This is a genomic window from Bacillus sp. FSL K6-6540 (genome assembly GCF_038007545.1).
The window spans coordinates 111,172-125,584 of sequence record NZ_JBBOXH010000002.1; the positions used below are offsets into that span (position 1 = coordinate 111,172).

A 14,413-nucleotide genomic window follows, 5' to 3' on the forward strand; every position below is an offset into this window, starting at 1 on the left:
ACAATGTGTTGAAATTATATGTTATTTATAGATTATTTATTGTTATCACCGAGACGGAAAGGGTGTTCTTACAATTACGCCGGATACCTCCCACTTCCTCAGCATTCAGCTATTTTCAACACCAGGAAGAAATATGATATATTGACACCATCAATTGCCATTTGAAGGGATGATCAGCTGTGAAAAAAACCGCTCTCGACATCATTGAACATGCTGAAGAGCATCTCATTGAGAAGATTGCCGAAAATATGCATACGTTTGGAATGCCTTCAACTGTCGGACGTGTGCTCGGAATTATTTATATGAATCGAAAACCAATGACCTTAAGCGAGCTATCTGAGGCAACGGGCATGAGCAAAACACGGATGAGCCAGGTTGTCCGGGAAATGATCGATGCCAATATCGCCGAAAAGGTGTTTGAAAAAGGCGTACGAAAAGACCTTTATGACGTCGAGCAGGATTATTATCAAACCTTCATTTCTTTATTCGCGGCGAATTGGACAAAGGTCGTGAGCAAAAACAAAGTGCTGTATAAAAAATTAAACCGGGAGCTGAGTGATCTTTTACAAAGGGACGGGCTTACCCCGGAAGCGGAAGAGAAAGTCAATCAGCTGCTGAATGAATTAAAAGAATGGCTTCATTACTATGATTGGCTAAGCAGGTTGATTGAATTTTTTGAGAGTGAGGAAGTCTTTCGGTATGTGCCGAAAACAAAAGAAAGCAGCTCTCTAAAATAAGAGAGCTGCTTTTTGCATCATGAGGTTAAGACCGGAAACATGCCTTTCAGCCCGGCACCAATCATCCCGACCGCAACCACGGCTAAGATTAATCCCATCAGTCTGGTAATCACATTCATCTCGGTTTTTCCGAGTTTGCTGCTGATAAAAGCAGAATAGTGGAAAAAGAGAAAGGTCAGGGCAATAACGGCGGCTATGCCGATCATGACAGCCGCATAATGACCAATGCCGCTATGACCGGCGGAAAGGCTCATCACTGTTGCAATCGTTCCGGGCCCAGCAATAATCGGAATGGATAAAGGTGTGACTGATATATCCGCTTTTTCCTTGCTTTCCTTATGTTCATCATGGTGAAGAGATTGCACGTGTGATTCTTTCGCATTCAATAGATTATAGGCAATGCCGAAAATGAATATGCCGCCCGCCACTCGGAGCGCGTGAATGTTGATATCAAACAGTTTAAAGATAAGATGGCCGAAAACCAAAAAAGCCGCGAGAATAAAAAAGGATAAAATAGCTGCCTTCCGGGCAATTGCTTTTCTTTCCGCTGCAGTATAGCCTTCTGTCAGCGTCAGAAATATCGGTACGTTTCCGATCGGATTCGATACTGCGAATAAAGAAATGAAGACGTGAACAATGAATGAGAACATCATATACCTCCTTGTTGATAGTCTCTGCACAGGAAATAGAATTATTCTCCACCCTTTTACCCGGAGGCGATTTCCCGGTAAACCTTTATAGCCTGTCAGAAACGCGCCATGCTACAATGAAGTGACAAATTGAATAGGAAGGACGTATACAGATGTTCAAAAAAATTGCGGCAGATGCCTTGGGCTTATCTGATATCGGAAAAATTATCGAACCTCAGGACTATGACAAAACAGACGCAGATGATTATGTCATGCATGAAGATAATGAGAAAATTTATTTCTTGATTAAAACAAAAGCAGACGAGTATTGCTTTACGAACCTGGCCCTGATCCATGTAGACGGCGAACGCGCCACTTCCTCGAAACGAACGTTGAAACGCTATCCTTATTCGCAATATAAAATCTCTGACGTTTTTCTTGAAACTGCCGGAAAAGTCGATTTGGATGTTGAAATAAAGTTTAAGCTGGGCGGAGAACAATTCGACATTGATGTCCACAAAGACCAGATTGAAAAGTTAAAAGACCTTTATAAAGCACTGCTTCGCATCGCTGAAACAACCTATGAAAATGACATTTTAATCAATCAAGCGGAGCAAAGCTTAGATAAAGCAGTGACGATTCTTCACCATACCCGCCCTGAGCACGTTAATATTGAAACGCAATACAAAGAGCTGACCGAATTCGGATTCACTTGGCTGACATCCGTTCGCTCACAGTATCATATCAAGGATTTTGGGGATGTATTTGAGAAATATATGAATAACTAGATATAAAAAGACACAGCTGCTATCGGGCACGTGTCTTTTTTTGTATGAATATTGATTACTTTACAACTTTTTTCTTTTATAATAAAACTATTAGTCTATTTTCCCTATATTACATGTAAAGGAGTTATTTTATGTATTGTCCTCAATGCGGCCATCAAACAGATGGCGGAAATTTTTGTGAGAAATGCGGATCACCGCTCCCCGGTCAATCAGGCCACCAGCATGCAGCTCAAACTGGAGCCGCTGCAAAGCAAGCAGCAAAACAGTTCGGTTCATTTGTCTTATCCGTCCTGAAACGCCCTTATCAGGAATGTAAAGCAACAGGCGGAGAGCAGTTGATCAGCGCGGTGATTACGCTGGTTCTTTTCAGTTTGCTGACCCCTTTGATGTTTTATATTCTTTTTTCAGACGGTCCCGGAAGCGTAAGCTTTACAGCAATCTTCTTAGAGCCAACCATTTATTTTATTTTATTTCTATTTGGCCTGCATGCATGCATCTTTTTCGCCCTGAAAATCGCGGGAAACCAAGTGTCTTTCAAGGATTCATTCTCAAGATTCGGAGCATTTCTTATTCCTTTTACGGCTATTTTGATTCTTGCCCTTTTCTTCTTTTTATTACATACAGACATTTGCTTTACCATATTAGCCGTTGGTTTAATCGGTGCATTCTTCGCCATTCCTCCTGCGATGCTGAGCAGTTACCAGCATTCATATAAAGGGAAAATTGATGTCATTTACTCAACGATTGTGATTTATCTGATCATCTGCGTTACATTTCAGCTTATTATCGAACACTATGTCAAAGAAATTTTCCGTTATATGCTCTTTTAAAAACAACCCCATCACCTGCTGGTGATGGGGTTGTTTTATTGAATAGACGTTAAGTAAATTCTTCCGTTCTTCACTACGCCGGTATAAGTCCAGTTATATGTTCTGAGCTTTGGACTGCCGCCTGATTTTGTGATATAGAATTCTTCATACGTCTTAATCGTGATAGCCGACCCATTTTGGCTCCAGCTTTTCACTTCATAGTTATTAAAGTCTTCTGTTGTCCCCTCTTTATTTAATTTCGACACGAGATGCTGCTGGTCGGAATAAAGGGAACTGCCTTTTTCAAGGCTGTCTTCCATCAGTGAGAAATTATTTTGATTCACGGCATCTGCCTGACTTTGCAGATAACTGCCCATAAATAATGTCACTTGTTCATCTGTAACATCGCCGCTTGCAGAGCTTTCACTGCCTTTGTTTTTCGAGCCAGCCCAGGCGGAAGTGTATGTCTCTGGTTTATCATTTTTGATTTTCTTTATATTTGTGCCTGCAGATTCGAATGTTGATTCTGCATCTTCGAAAATCCACTTTTTCTGTTTTTTATCATATGAAAGAAGATATTCATAACTCGGACTGTCGTCAGTCATTTCAGATTTTGTATAGTCGTTATACGAAGAAGACTGGTGAAGTTCTTTTCCTGTTACCGAAACCTGCCACGTTCCGTCGTTTTTCTGAGAGAGGGCAAATGTGTCCAGGTCAAAATCAGTTTCCAAGTATCTATCTTTTAAGTATGAATCCGCGCTTTTCATAGAATCGACGGTGTCCTTCGTCTCCGCCTTCCAATTGGCACTTGCCTCTGTCATCTGGGCTGTATTCCCATCAGATAGAGCTTTGGAGTATTGTTTTGTTGTTTTGACAATTGTGTTCATAATCTGTTCCTGTGTATCTTGATCAGGAATTAACGTTAACTCCATTTCTTTATCATCGATCGGAATGCCGGCAGTTTTTGTTTTTCCCCACGGAAATTCTGCCTCGACTGAAGCTGTCATTGATCCATCTGTCAGCAGCGGACCATATGTTACGGATTTGAACGGATCTTTATGAATTGATTTACCGTTAATCAGCAAATCTCCCTTCCCGCTCTTGATGTCATCCGCTAAGCTGAATGTCACATCGTCTGCTTCCAATGAGAGATCAACACGAAAGCTGCTATCGCCAACCGCCTGAATGTCTTCCTTTTTCACAAGATCGACGACATCGTTTTTCAGTTTGGCTGAGACTGTATATTCGCCGGGAATGTACGGACCGAGGGTTTGTGCTTGATCTGCTTTCTTTACAGATCCGGCTTCCTCTTTATTGACATATAGATCGGTATTTTTATAATTGCTGCTCACTTCAAAATAAACAGGTGCTACCTTTAAGTCATAATGGTCAAATACCAGCAGGCTTTTTCCGTCTTTTTCTGCATATACGATATCCTTCTGGGCTGTTTCATCACGCAGCGATGCAAAAAGTTCATCTTTTTTGTCTGGATGATCCTTCAAATATGTAAGAAACGGTTTTACATTATTTTTAGTGAGTTTAAGATTGTCATTTACCGGTGTAAGCAGAGTCGCGATTTGGTCCTGATCCCCATCATTTACGGCCTGTTCAAACTTGTCTACTAACCTATCCTTTGAAGTAAAATACGCTCCGGTTTTATATGCGGCGAATAATATAACGCACGCCGCGGCAATGCTGCTCCATAAAATGATGGTTTTCTTAGGGATCGGTTTTCGCGGAGCCTGCCTTGTTTCTGCAGTGCTAGCTGTTTCTTGATTTGCCTGTTTGCTACCCCCTCCGATCGGGGTGCCGCATTGTTTACAAAACTTGGCTCCTTCATTATTCTGGGAGCCGCAATTCTTACAAAAAAACATGACTTTCCTCCTATTCTACTAATTTGATAACATTTACTGCTTTTCATATTTTATAATAAAACAGAATGAAATTGGGAACGAATGAAAAAATTAAATGTCTATCAGACTAAAAAGGTGGTACGAATATGCAAAAGCTCAGGATTGAATTAGGAGAAGAAAAAAATGACGAATTATATGATCTATTGCTGCTCGCCGATCCATCGAAAGACATTGTAGATGAATATCTTGAGAGGGGAGAATGTTACACAGCTTGGGCCGGTGATGAGCTTGCAGGTGTTTATGTATTGCTAAAAACAAGGCCGCAAACAGTTGAAATTGTAAATATTGCGGTAAAAGAATCTCTTCAGAAGAAGGGCTTTGGCAAACAGCTTGTACTTGACGCCATCGAAAAAGCGAAGGAGCTGGGGGCGGACACGATTGAAATCGGCACGGGGAATTCGAGCATTCATCAGCTTTCCCTCTATCAAAAATGCGGATTCCGCATTCAGGCGATCGACCACGATTTCTTTCTCAGACATTATGATGAGGACATTTTTGAAAACGGGATTCAATGCCGCGATATGGTGAGGCTTTATTTGGATCTCTGAAAGCATAAAAAAGCCGCCGAGAAAATCCCGGCGGTCTTTTTATTACTTGTTTAAGTTGTAGAAAGAGTTGATACCGTGGTATTGAGCAGTTTCAGCCAACTGATCTTCGATGCGAAGAAGCTGGTTGTATTTCGCAACACGGTCCGTACGAGACGGAGCACCTGTTTTGATTTGTCCTGCGTTTGTTGCCACAGCGATGTCAGCGATTGTGCTGTCTTCAGTTTCACCAGAACGGTGAGAGATAACAGCTGTGTAGCCTGCGCGTTTCGCCATTTCGATCGCATCGAATGTTTCAGTCAATGTACCGATTTGGTTTACTTTGATCAGGATAGAGTTGCCTACGCCGTTTTTAATACCTTCAGAAAGTTTTTTCGTGTTTGTAACGAAGAGGTCGTCACCAACAAGCTGAACTTTTTTGCCAAGACGCTCAGTAAGAAGCTTGTGGCCTTCCCAGTCGTTTTCATCAAGTCCGTCTTCGATAGAGATGATTGGGTATTTAGAAACAAGCTCTTCATACCAGTCAACCATTTCAGCAGATGTTTTCACAACGCCTTCGCCAGACAGATGGTATTTGCCGTCTTCTTTGTTGTAGAACTCAGAAGATGCAGCATCCATAGCAAGTTTAACTTCTTCGCCAGGTTTGAAGCCGGCTTTTTCGATTGCTTCAACGATTGTTTGAAGTGCTTCTTCGTTAGAACCAAGGTTTGGAGCGAATCCGCCTTCGTCACCTACAGCAGTGTTTAAGCCTTTTGCGCTTAATACTGATTTCAGGCTGTGGAAGATTTGAGCGCCCATGCGAAGTGCTTCACGGAAGTTAGGAGCACCTACAGGCATGATCATGAATTCTTGAATATCCACGTTGTTATCAGCATGCTCTCCGCCATTTACGATGTTCATCATCGGTACAGGAAGCGTTTTTGAGTTGAATCCTCCAAGGTATTGGTAAAGAGGAATCTGTAAGAAATCAGCAGCAGCACGCGCACAAGCCATAGATACGCCAAGGATTGCGTTCGCACCAAGTTTGCCTTTGTTTTCAGTACCGTCAAGCTCGATTAAAAGCTGATCGATTGCGTTTTGTTCAGTTACATCAAAGCCAAGAAGCTCTGGAGCAATGATTTCGTTTACGTTGTTAACAGCTGTTAACACGCCTTTTCCAAGGTAACGGTCTTTGTCGCCGTCACGAAGCTCAACCGCTTCGTATTCACCTGTAGAAGCTCCGCTTGGCACTAATGCGCGGCCGAAAGCTCCTGTTTCTGTATATACTTCAACTTCAACTGTTGGGTTGCCGCGGGAGTCTAATACTTCGCGTGCATAAACATCAACAATGTATGGCATGAGTTTTGTCTCTCCTTTTGATTTTCAAATTATTTTTGAATTAAAGATGTTCCTGTCATTTCTTTCGGTTTTTCAACACCAAGAAGGTCTAATAACGTTGGTGCAAGGTCGCCTAGGATTCCGCCTTCACGCAGCGTAATGCCTTCTTTCGTTACAATCACAGGGACTGGGTTTGTTGTATGCGCAGTGTGCGGTTCGCCTGATTCTGTAATCAGAATGTCAGCATTACCGTGATCAGCGGTAATGATGGCATGTCCGCCTTTAGCAAGAATCGCGTCAACGACTTCGCCCAAGCATTCGTCCACTGCTTCAATTGCTTTAATTGTTGGTTCAACCATTCCGGAGTGGCCGACCATATCAGGGTTTGCGAAGTTAAGAATGATCGCGTCATGCTTGTCAGCTTCAATTTCTTTGACAAGCGCGTCTTTCACTTCATAAGCACTCATCTCAGGCTTCAAGTCATACGTTGCAACTTTAGGCGAGTTGATGAGAATACGCTCTTCACCCGGGAATTCAGCTTCACGGCCGCCGCTCATAAAGAACGTGACGTGCGGATACTTTTCAGTTTCTGCAATTCGAAGCTGTTTTAATCCGTGCTGAGATAATACTTCTCCGACTGTGTTATCAAGATTTATCGGTTTAAACGCTACATAGCCGTCAACTGTTTCACTGAAGTGAGTCAGGCAGACGAAATACAGGTTCTTTGGATAATTCTCGCCGCGGTCGAAGTCACGGAAGTCTTTGTTTGTGAACGTGTTGGAAATCTGGATGGCGCGGTCCGGTCTGAAATTATAGAAAATCACAGAATCGCCGTCTTGGATTTTCGCAACAGGCTCACCGTTTTCTTTTGTAATGACAGATGGAATCACGAATTCATCGTAGATACCATTTGCATATGAATCATCAACAACATCCAGGGCGCTGCGGTAAGATGGGCCTTCGCCGTACGCCATTGCGCGGTACGCTTTTTCTACACGGTCCCAGCGTTTGTCGCGGTCCATAGAGTAGTAACGTCCGGAAATGCTGGCGATTTCACCCACACCGATTTCCTTGATTTGATCGTTCAACTGGTTGATGTACGTTTTCGCTGTCTGCGGACCTACATCACGGCCGTCAAGGAAGCCATGGATATAAACCTTTGTCAGCCCTTCTTTTTTCGCAAGCTTTAACAGTGCGAATAAATGGTTGATATGGCTGTGCACGCCTCCGTCAGATAAAAGACCGAACAGGTGCAAGGCTTTGTTGTTTTCTTTCGCGTTGCTGATCGCGTCAAGGAATGTTTGATTGCGTTCGAACTCTCCTTCGCGAATGGCAACATTTACGCGTGTTAAGCTTTGGTACACAATACGTCCCGCACCGATATTTAAGTGACCTACTTCGGAGTTCCCCATTTGCCCTTCAGGAAGACCTACAGCCTCGCCTGAAGCAGTCAATGTTTGATGAGGATACTGGTTCCAATAGCGGTCAAAATTCGGTTTTTTCGCTAAAGCGACTGCGTTCCCTACTGTTTCGTTACGTAATCCGAACCCATCAAGAATGATGAGTGCAGCTGGTTTTTTACTCATATTGACCTTCCTCCAATAATTGAACGAATGACTGTGGCTCAAGGCTCGCGCCGCCGACCAAAGCACCGTCAATATCGGACTCTGCCATATATTCTTTAATGTTTGCAGGCTTTACGCTTCCGCCATATTGGATGCGAAGCTTGTCTGCAGCTTCTTGGCTGAAGCTTTCAGCGACGGTTTTACGGATATGCGCACACACGTCATTCGCATCTTTCGCTGTAGAAGATTTGCCTGTTCCGATTGCCCAGATTGGCTCATACGCAATAACAGAAGCAGCAACTTGTTCTTCAGAAAGACCAGCAAGGCCTTTTTTCACTTGGTCAGCAACAAGATCATTTGTTTTGCCGGCTTCACGCTCTTCAAGCGTTTCACCTACACAGATGATCGGCACAATGCCGTGTTTGAAAGCTGCGTGTGCTTTTTTGTTAACTGTTTCATCAGTTTCAGCGAACATTTCACGGCGCTCAGAGTGGCCGATGACGCAGTAGTCAACGCCAAGGTCTTTCAGAGCAACCGGGCTGATTTCGCCTGTGAACGCGCCGCTTTCTTCGAAGTGCATGTTTTGAGCGCCGACTTTTAGGTCAGTGCCTTTAACAGCAGAAGCAAGCTTTTCTAAGAAAAGCGCTGGCGCGCAAACAACAGCTTCAGCTTTGTCTGCTGCTGGAATGGAAGATTTCACTTCTTCAACGAAGCTGACAGCTTCGCCGAGTGTTTTGTTCATTTTCCAGTTACCGGCGATAATTGGTTTTCTCATCTGTTCCACTTCCTTATAGCAGTTTTGAGATTATTTATCGTTCAGTGCAGCTACCCCTGGAAGCTCTTTGCCTTCCATAAACTCAAGGGATGCGCCGCCGCCTGTTGAGATGTGGCTCATTTTGTCAGCAAGGCCGAATTTTTCAACCGCTGCCGCAGAGTCTCCTCCGCCGATGACAGAGTATGTATCTTTCGCCTCTGCCAATGCTTCCGCAACCGCTTTTGTTCCTTGAGCGAACAAGTCGATTTCGAATACACCCATTGGTCCGTTCCACACGACAAGTTTGCTGTTTTTGATGACGTCAGCATACGTTTCGCGTGTTTTCGTACCAATGTCGATTGCTTCTAAATCACTAGGGATTTCAGAGATCGGCACAATTTTCACGTTTGCATCGTTAGAGAAATCATCTGCAACGAGTACATCTTCAGGCATGTAGAAGTTAACGCCTTTTTCTTTAGCGCGGTCCATAAATGATTTCGCAAGCTCGATTTTATCCTCTTCAAGAAGAGATTTACCGACTTCATAGCCAAGCGCTTTTACGAAAGTATAAGCAAGACCTCCGCCGATGATCAGGTTGTCTACTTTATCAAGAAGACTTTCGATTACACCGATTTTGTCTTTTACTTTCGCTCCGCCGATGATCGCTGTGAATGGGCGGTCAGGATTGGAAACCGCTTTTCCAAGTACATCAAGCTCTTTTTCCATTAAGAAACCTGCAACTGCTGGCAGATGCTCGGCAATTCCAGCTGTAGATGCGTGAGCACGGTGGGCAGCACCGAATGCGTCATTTACATATACATCTGCAAGCTCAGCAAATGCTTTTGCAAGCTCAGGGTCATTTTTCTCTTCACCAGGATAGAAACGTACGTTTTCCAATACAAGAACGTCTCCGTCCTTCATCTCGGAAATTTGTGCTTTTACAGCATCGCCGTATGCTTCATCCGCTTTTTTCACTTCTTTGCCAAGCAGTTCGCCGAGACGTGCAGCGACAGGAGTTAAACGAAGCTCCTCAACCACTTCGCCTTTCGGGCGGCCTAAGTGGCTCGCAAGAAGGACTTTTGCGCCTTGGTCTGCAAGGTGTTTGATTGTTGGAAGCGCAGCACGGATACGTGTATCGTCTGTTACTTCCCCGTCTTTCATTGGAACGTTAAAGTCAACGCGGCAGAATACAACTTTGCCTTTTACGTCGATGTCTTTGAGAGTTTTTTTATTCATGCCTAGGAGATCCTCCTTCAAAATGGTTTGCATACAGCACGAAAAACGTGAAACCGTCTGTTCAAGCGATAACTCCGCTAGGGCAGATCGCAGTCTTTTTCGGCACAGGGCAGTTCGTCTAAAAGCCAGGGCAGCGGCCTTAGGCGAAAGCACCGGCAAAGCTGCTTAAAACGCGGTCGTTTCTCTATCACAGAGCGTTTTCTGAAAGCCGGTCTTCATGGAAAAAGGGAAAGGGAGTCCGTCCCCTTCCCTTGTCCGCTTTCATTATAGCGCTTCTATTCGAAAGAACCAAGTCAGGTCCTTTTTCAGCTATAAATTAAAGACCTTTTTTTGCGATGTAAGCTGCAAGGTCAACAACGCGGTTAGAGTAGCCGCTTTCGTTATCGTACCAAGAGATTACTTTTACCATGCTGCCTTCCATAACCATTGTAGAAAGAGCATCGATTGTAGAAGAGTTTTTGTTTCCGTTGTAGTCGCCAGAAACTAATGGCTCTTCGCTGTAGCCAAGGATTCCTTTAAGGTCGCCTTCAGCCGCTTCTTTAAGAGCTGCGTTTACTTCTTCAGCTGTTACTTCTTGGTTCAGTTCAGCAACCAAGTCAACTAGAGAAACGTTTGGAGTTGGAACACGCATTGCTCCACCGTTCAGTTTGCCTTTTAGTTCAGGAAGAACTAGAGAAACTGCTTTAGCAGCACCAGTTGATGTTGGGATGATGTTTTCAGCTGCTGCACGCGCACGACGGTAGTCTTTGTGCGGAAGATCAAGGATTTGCTGATCGTTTGTGTAAGAGTGAACAGTTGTCATCATACCGCGTTTGATGCCGAATTTATCGTTAAGTACTTTTGCAAACGGCGCAAGGCAGTTTGTTGTGCAAGATGCGTTAGAGATAACATCGTGGTTAGCCGCATCGTATTTATCTTCGTTAACACCCATAACGATTGTGATATCTTCTTCGTTAGCAGGAGCAGAGATGATTACTTTTTTCGCGCCAGCTTCTAAGTGTTTCGCAGCGTCTGCGCGTTTTGTGAAGAAACCAGTAGATTCAACTACGATTTCAACGCCTTGTTTGCCCCAGCTAAGTTTAGCAGGATCGCGTTCTGCAGAAACTTCAATTGTTTTGCCGTTAACAACAAGGTTGTTACCGTCAACTGAAACTTCAGCGTCTAATTTTCCGTGTACAGAATCATATTGTAAAAGGTGAGCCAGCATGTTAGCATCTGTTAAATCGTTAACCGCTACTACCTCAACTTCAGGATTGTTTAATGCTGCGCGGAATACGTTACGTCCAATACGACCAAAACCGTTAATACCGACTTTTACTGCCATGATTGTTTCCTCCTTTAAATAAGTGAGAGATATTTATATTGAGGGATTATTCATCCCTTAATAACTTCTTTGCGGCTCCTTCGTCTGTGACGAGAACCGTGTTGCGTGGCTTTTTAAAGTAAGCCTCGATCGCTTCGGCTTTTGATGATCCGCCCGCTACCGCAATAATATCGGGGATGGCGTCTATGTCATCCAGCTGCATTCCGACAGAATGCACTTTGTGGACCACTTCGCCGTCCGCGTTAAAATAGTAGCCGAACGCTTCTGTCACCGCGTCGTTATCATCTATTTTCTTTAAGTCTTCTAAAGGCGTGTTTCTGCGCTGAGCCATAGTTTTAGCTTCGCCGATTCCGTGAACCAGCATACTCGCTGATTTAATGGTGTTCAGCACCTCTTTGACAGAAGGCTCTTCAATAATAGATGAATAGGCGCCTTGTGACAGCTGTCCCGGAACAAACAAAAGCCGGTAAGTGCCTGAAGCCTTCTCCGCCATATGCGCGCATATGGTGTTCGCCTGGTTTTTCACGTCTTCGCCTAAACCGCCTCTTGCAGGCACAAACAAAAGCTCGCGGTTTTTAGAATCCGGCGTCATCATTTCGGCGACAGCTTCAATTGTCGTACCGCCAGTTACAGCGACGATATTTTTGCCTGAAAATCTTTTTTTCATACATGCGACAGCCGCTCTTCCCATTTCTTTTTTGACCCATGGGGATTGATCGCTGTCTCCGGATACGATAATGGCATCCTTCAGATTTAAACGTTCTTTTAATGTCTTTTCCAAAAGAGTCAAACCTAAAACATCTTTCATCGTATCTTCCAAAACAGAAAGCAGTTCATAGCCCTCTTCTGTCAATGTCATGCCGTTTGTCTTAATATCGACCAGGTTCTGTTCCTTTAAAAACTGAACCTCGCCCCTCAGCACACGCTCGCTGATTCCGAGACTGGCAGACAGGCTTCTTCGCCCGATGGGTTCTGTCAGCCTGATATACTGCAAGATTTCAAACCTCTTTTGCATAACGAGCAGAAGATCAGGCAATAATTTTTTTTGAGCTTGTATTAACTGGTTCATGACTCAAACGTTCCTTCCTTTTTTGCTGGACATTATATGTCCCGCTATGACAAAAAACGTCCCGTCATAGCCAAAAAAAATCATTTCTGCTTTCTTTAATTATTTTAACAGGGTGGAATTGTTTATTCAACTGTTAAGAGCCAATTCATCGACAATATTCGCAGAGTTTTCATGCCGCATCGTTTTATCCAGCAATATTTTATCCTATATATCTTTATCTTATACAGAAAGCGCCAAATGGTGCATCCCAATATAAACAGCCCTTCCCGCAGAAAGGGCTGTTTCATTAAAGCGTTTTCATTTTATCCAAAGCTTTTCAATTTCCTCGAGCGATTTGTTCTTCGTTTCCGGACAGATCGTAACGACAAACAGGAAACAAAGGATGTTAATCACCGCAAAGATCCAAAATGTATAGGCGAGCCCGAAAGAATCGATCATCATTGGCACAAACTGTCCGATCGCCCAGTTTGCTCCCCATAAAAAGATGGTCGCAATGCCCGCGGCCCGCGCACGCAGATGGTTCGGGAAGATTTCAGAAATCATAATCCATGTGATCGGTCCGACCGAGACACAGAAAGCAGCGACAAAACCTAATATAAGGACGATCATCATGATCCCGCTTGTTAACTCAAAGTAAAACGACGTCCCGATTAAAATCATAAAAATTGCCATAAAAGCAGAACCGATGGACATCAGTTTTTTTCGTCCGACTTTATCAATCAGCAACACCGCAATAACGGTAAAGATGACTTCTACAACCCCGACGATACAAGTCGTCACAAATCCGGCGTTTTGCCCGAATCCCATCATTTTAAAGATTTCCGGCCCGTAGTAAGTAATCGCGTTCATGCCGATGACTTGGTTAAACAGCGCCAGCAGGATTCCAATGACAAGCGCCTTTCTGAGACCCGGCTTAAACAGCTGGGAGAGCGACCCCATTTGTTCTATTTTTAAAGAGTTCTCAATGTTCTTTAATTCTTCTTTTGCAACAGTTTCTCCATTAATACGTGTCAGGATCTTTAAAGCTTCATTTGTTTTGCCCGCTTTCGCCAGCCATCTCGGACTTTCCGGGACGACGAGAAGGACAAGGAAAAAGATGACGGACGGCACCATTCCATAAGCAAGCATCCATCTCCAGCCGGTGTGCACGCCCCATTCGTATGTTCCGGACCGCTGCACAGCTAGATTAATAAAGTATGTTGCGGAAATACCCAGTATCGTAAAGAGCTGATATAAGGAAGATAAACTTCCGCGTATGGCGGGCGGTGCCGCTTCTGTAATATACGTAACAGAGAGCGATGAGCCCATCCCGATTCCCAGCCCCCCGATAATCCTTGCAATGATTAAGGTGGACACGTCTTGAGAAAGCGCTGAAACGATTGCTGATATCGCAAATAACAAAGCGGCTGTCATTAAAATTTTTCTCCGGCCGAATCTGTCACTTAAAAATCCGGATATCCCGACGCCCACAACTCCTCCAATCATAATGCTTGAAATGACAAGTCCCTCCATAAACGGACTCAGGCTGTATAAATCTTTCAGAAAACCGATGGCGCCAGAAATCACTGCCGTGTCATAGCCATACAATAAGCCGCCAAGCCCCGCCGCACATGAGATCAAAATGACAAATCCCATTGAATGGCTTCTTGTTACAGGAACATTTGGTTCTAATTGAGTTGGAGTATTCTTCATTTCCCTGCCCTCCCGAATGTTGAGTAAAGCGTTTA

13 protein-coding genes are annotated in these 14,413 nt (G+C 43.9%); 4 read left to right on the forward strand and 9 right to left on the reverse strand.

From position 1 onward, the window contains the following. Positions 1-179 precede the first annotated feature (179 nt). A complete protein-coding gene (gene opcR, locus MHH82_RS33025) occupies positions 180-737 on the forward strand; it encodes an opuC operon transcriptional regulator OpcR (protein ID WP_003228345.1) in 558 nt (185 codons plus the stop codon). A 17-nt stretch (positions 738-754) separates the two neighbouring features. Here opcR and MHH82_RS33030 read toward each other — a convergent pair whose 3' ends face one another. After that, a complete protein-coding gene (locus tag MHH82_RS33030) occupies positions 755-1,390 on the reverse strand; it encodes an NAAT family transporter (RefSeq protein WP_010886614.1) in 636 nt (211 codons plus the stop codon). A 149-nt stretch (positions 1,391-1,539) separates the two neighbouring features. Here MHH82_RS33030 and MHH82_RS33035 point away from each other — a divergent pair, with 149 nt between their 5' ends. Then, positions 1,540-2,154 (forward strand): PH domain-containing protein, encoded by a 615-nt coding sequence (locus MHH82_RS33035; RefSeq protein ID WP_003228342.1) that lies wholly within the window; start codon positions 1,540-1,542, stop codon positions 2,152-2,154. Positions 2,155-2,285: 131 nt separating this feature from the next. Further along, positions 2,286-2,984, forward strand: coding sequence for a zinc ribbon domain-containing protein (locus MHH82_RS33040; RefSeq protein ID WP_014478007.1), 699 nt, complete (start codon positions 2,286-2,288; stop codon positions 2,982-2,984). A gap of 35 nt (positions 2,985-3,019) precedes the next feature. On the opposite strand, the gene MHH82_RS33045 is transcribed toward MHH82_RS33040, so the two are convergent. After that, entirely contained in the window at positions 3,020-4,837 is a 1,818-nt protein-coding gene (locus tag MHH82_RS33045; protein WP_072175071.1) for a zinc ribbon domain-containing protein, read from the reverse strand. 125 nt (positions 4,838-4,962) lie between these two features. On the opposite strand from MHH82_RS33045, the gene MHH82_RS33050 reads away from it, so the two are divergent. After that, the gene (locus MHH82_RS33050; RefSeq protein WP_032726872.1) at positions 4,963-5,424 is read left to right on the forward strand and encodes a GNAT family N-acetyltransferase; all 462 of its coding nucleotides are present in this window, start codon (positions 4,963-4,965) and stop codon (positions 5,422-5,424) included. 42 nt (positions 5,425-5,466) lie between these two features. Here the strand turns inward: MHH82_RS33050 and eno are convergent, their stop codons facing one another. The 7 genes from eno to araE all read right to left on the reverse strand — a co-directional run bounded on the left by eno (position 5,467) and on the right by araE (position 14,378). Next, positions 5,467-6,759 carry a phosphopyruvate hydratase gene (gene eno / locus MHH82_RS33055; protein ID WP_003228333.1) on the reverse strand — a complete coding sequence of 431 codons (1,293 nt, stop codon included), beginning with the start codon at positions 6,757-6,759 and terminating at the stop codon, positions 5,467-5,469. Positions 6,760-6,788: 29 nt separating this feature from the next. Next, entirely contained in the window at positions 6,789-8,324 is a 1,536-nt protein-coding gene (gpmI, locus tag MHH82_RS33060) for a 2,3-bisphosphoglycerate-independent phosphoglycerate mutase (protein ID WP_003228330.1), read from the reverse strand. Beyond that, on the reverse strand, positions 8,317-9,078 hold the full coding sequence (gene tpiA, locus MHH82_RS33065) for a triose-phosphate isomerase (RefSeq protein WP_003243394.1): 762 nt from the start codon (positions 9,076-9,078) through the stop codon (positions 8,317-8,319). Before tpiA ends, gpmI begins: the two co-directional genes overlap by 8 nt. 30 nt (positions 9,079-9,108) lie before the next feature. Further along, positions 9,109-10,293, reverse strand: a complete 1,185-nt coding sequence (locus tag MHH82_RS33070) for a phosphoglycerate kinase (protein WP_003243051.1) — start codon at positions 10,291-10,293, stop codon at positions 9,109-9,111. Between the two features lie 316 nt (positions 10,294-10,609). After that, positions 10,610-11,617 (reverse strand): type I glyceraldehyde-3-phosphate dehydrogenase, encoded by a 1,008-nt coding sequence (gap, locus tag MHH82_RS33075; RefSeq protein WP_003219957.1) that lies wholly within the window; start codon positions 11,615-11,617, stop codon positions 10,610-10,612. Between the two features lie 46 nt (positions 11,618-11,663). Beyond that, on the reverse strand, positions 11,664-12,686 hold the full coding sequence (gene cggR, locus MHH82_RS33080; RefSeq protein ID WP_009968188.1) for a gapA transcriptional regulator CggR: 1,023 nt from the start codon (positions 12,684-12,686) through the stop codon (positions 11,664-11,666). 297 nt (positions 12,687-12,983) lie between these two features. Continuing rightward, positions 12,984-14,378, reverse strand: a complete 1,395-nt coding sequence (gene araE, locus MHH82_RS33085) for an arabinose-proton symporter AraE (protein WP_003243899.1) — start codon at positions 14,376-14,378, stop codon at positions 12,984-12,986. Positions 14,379-14,413 lie beyond the last annotated feature (35 nt).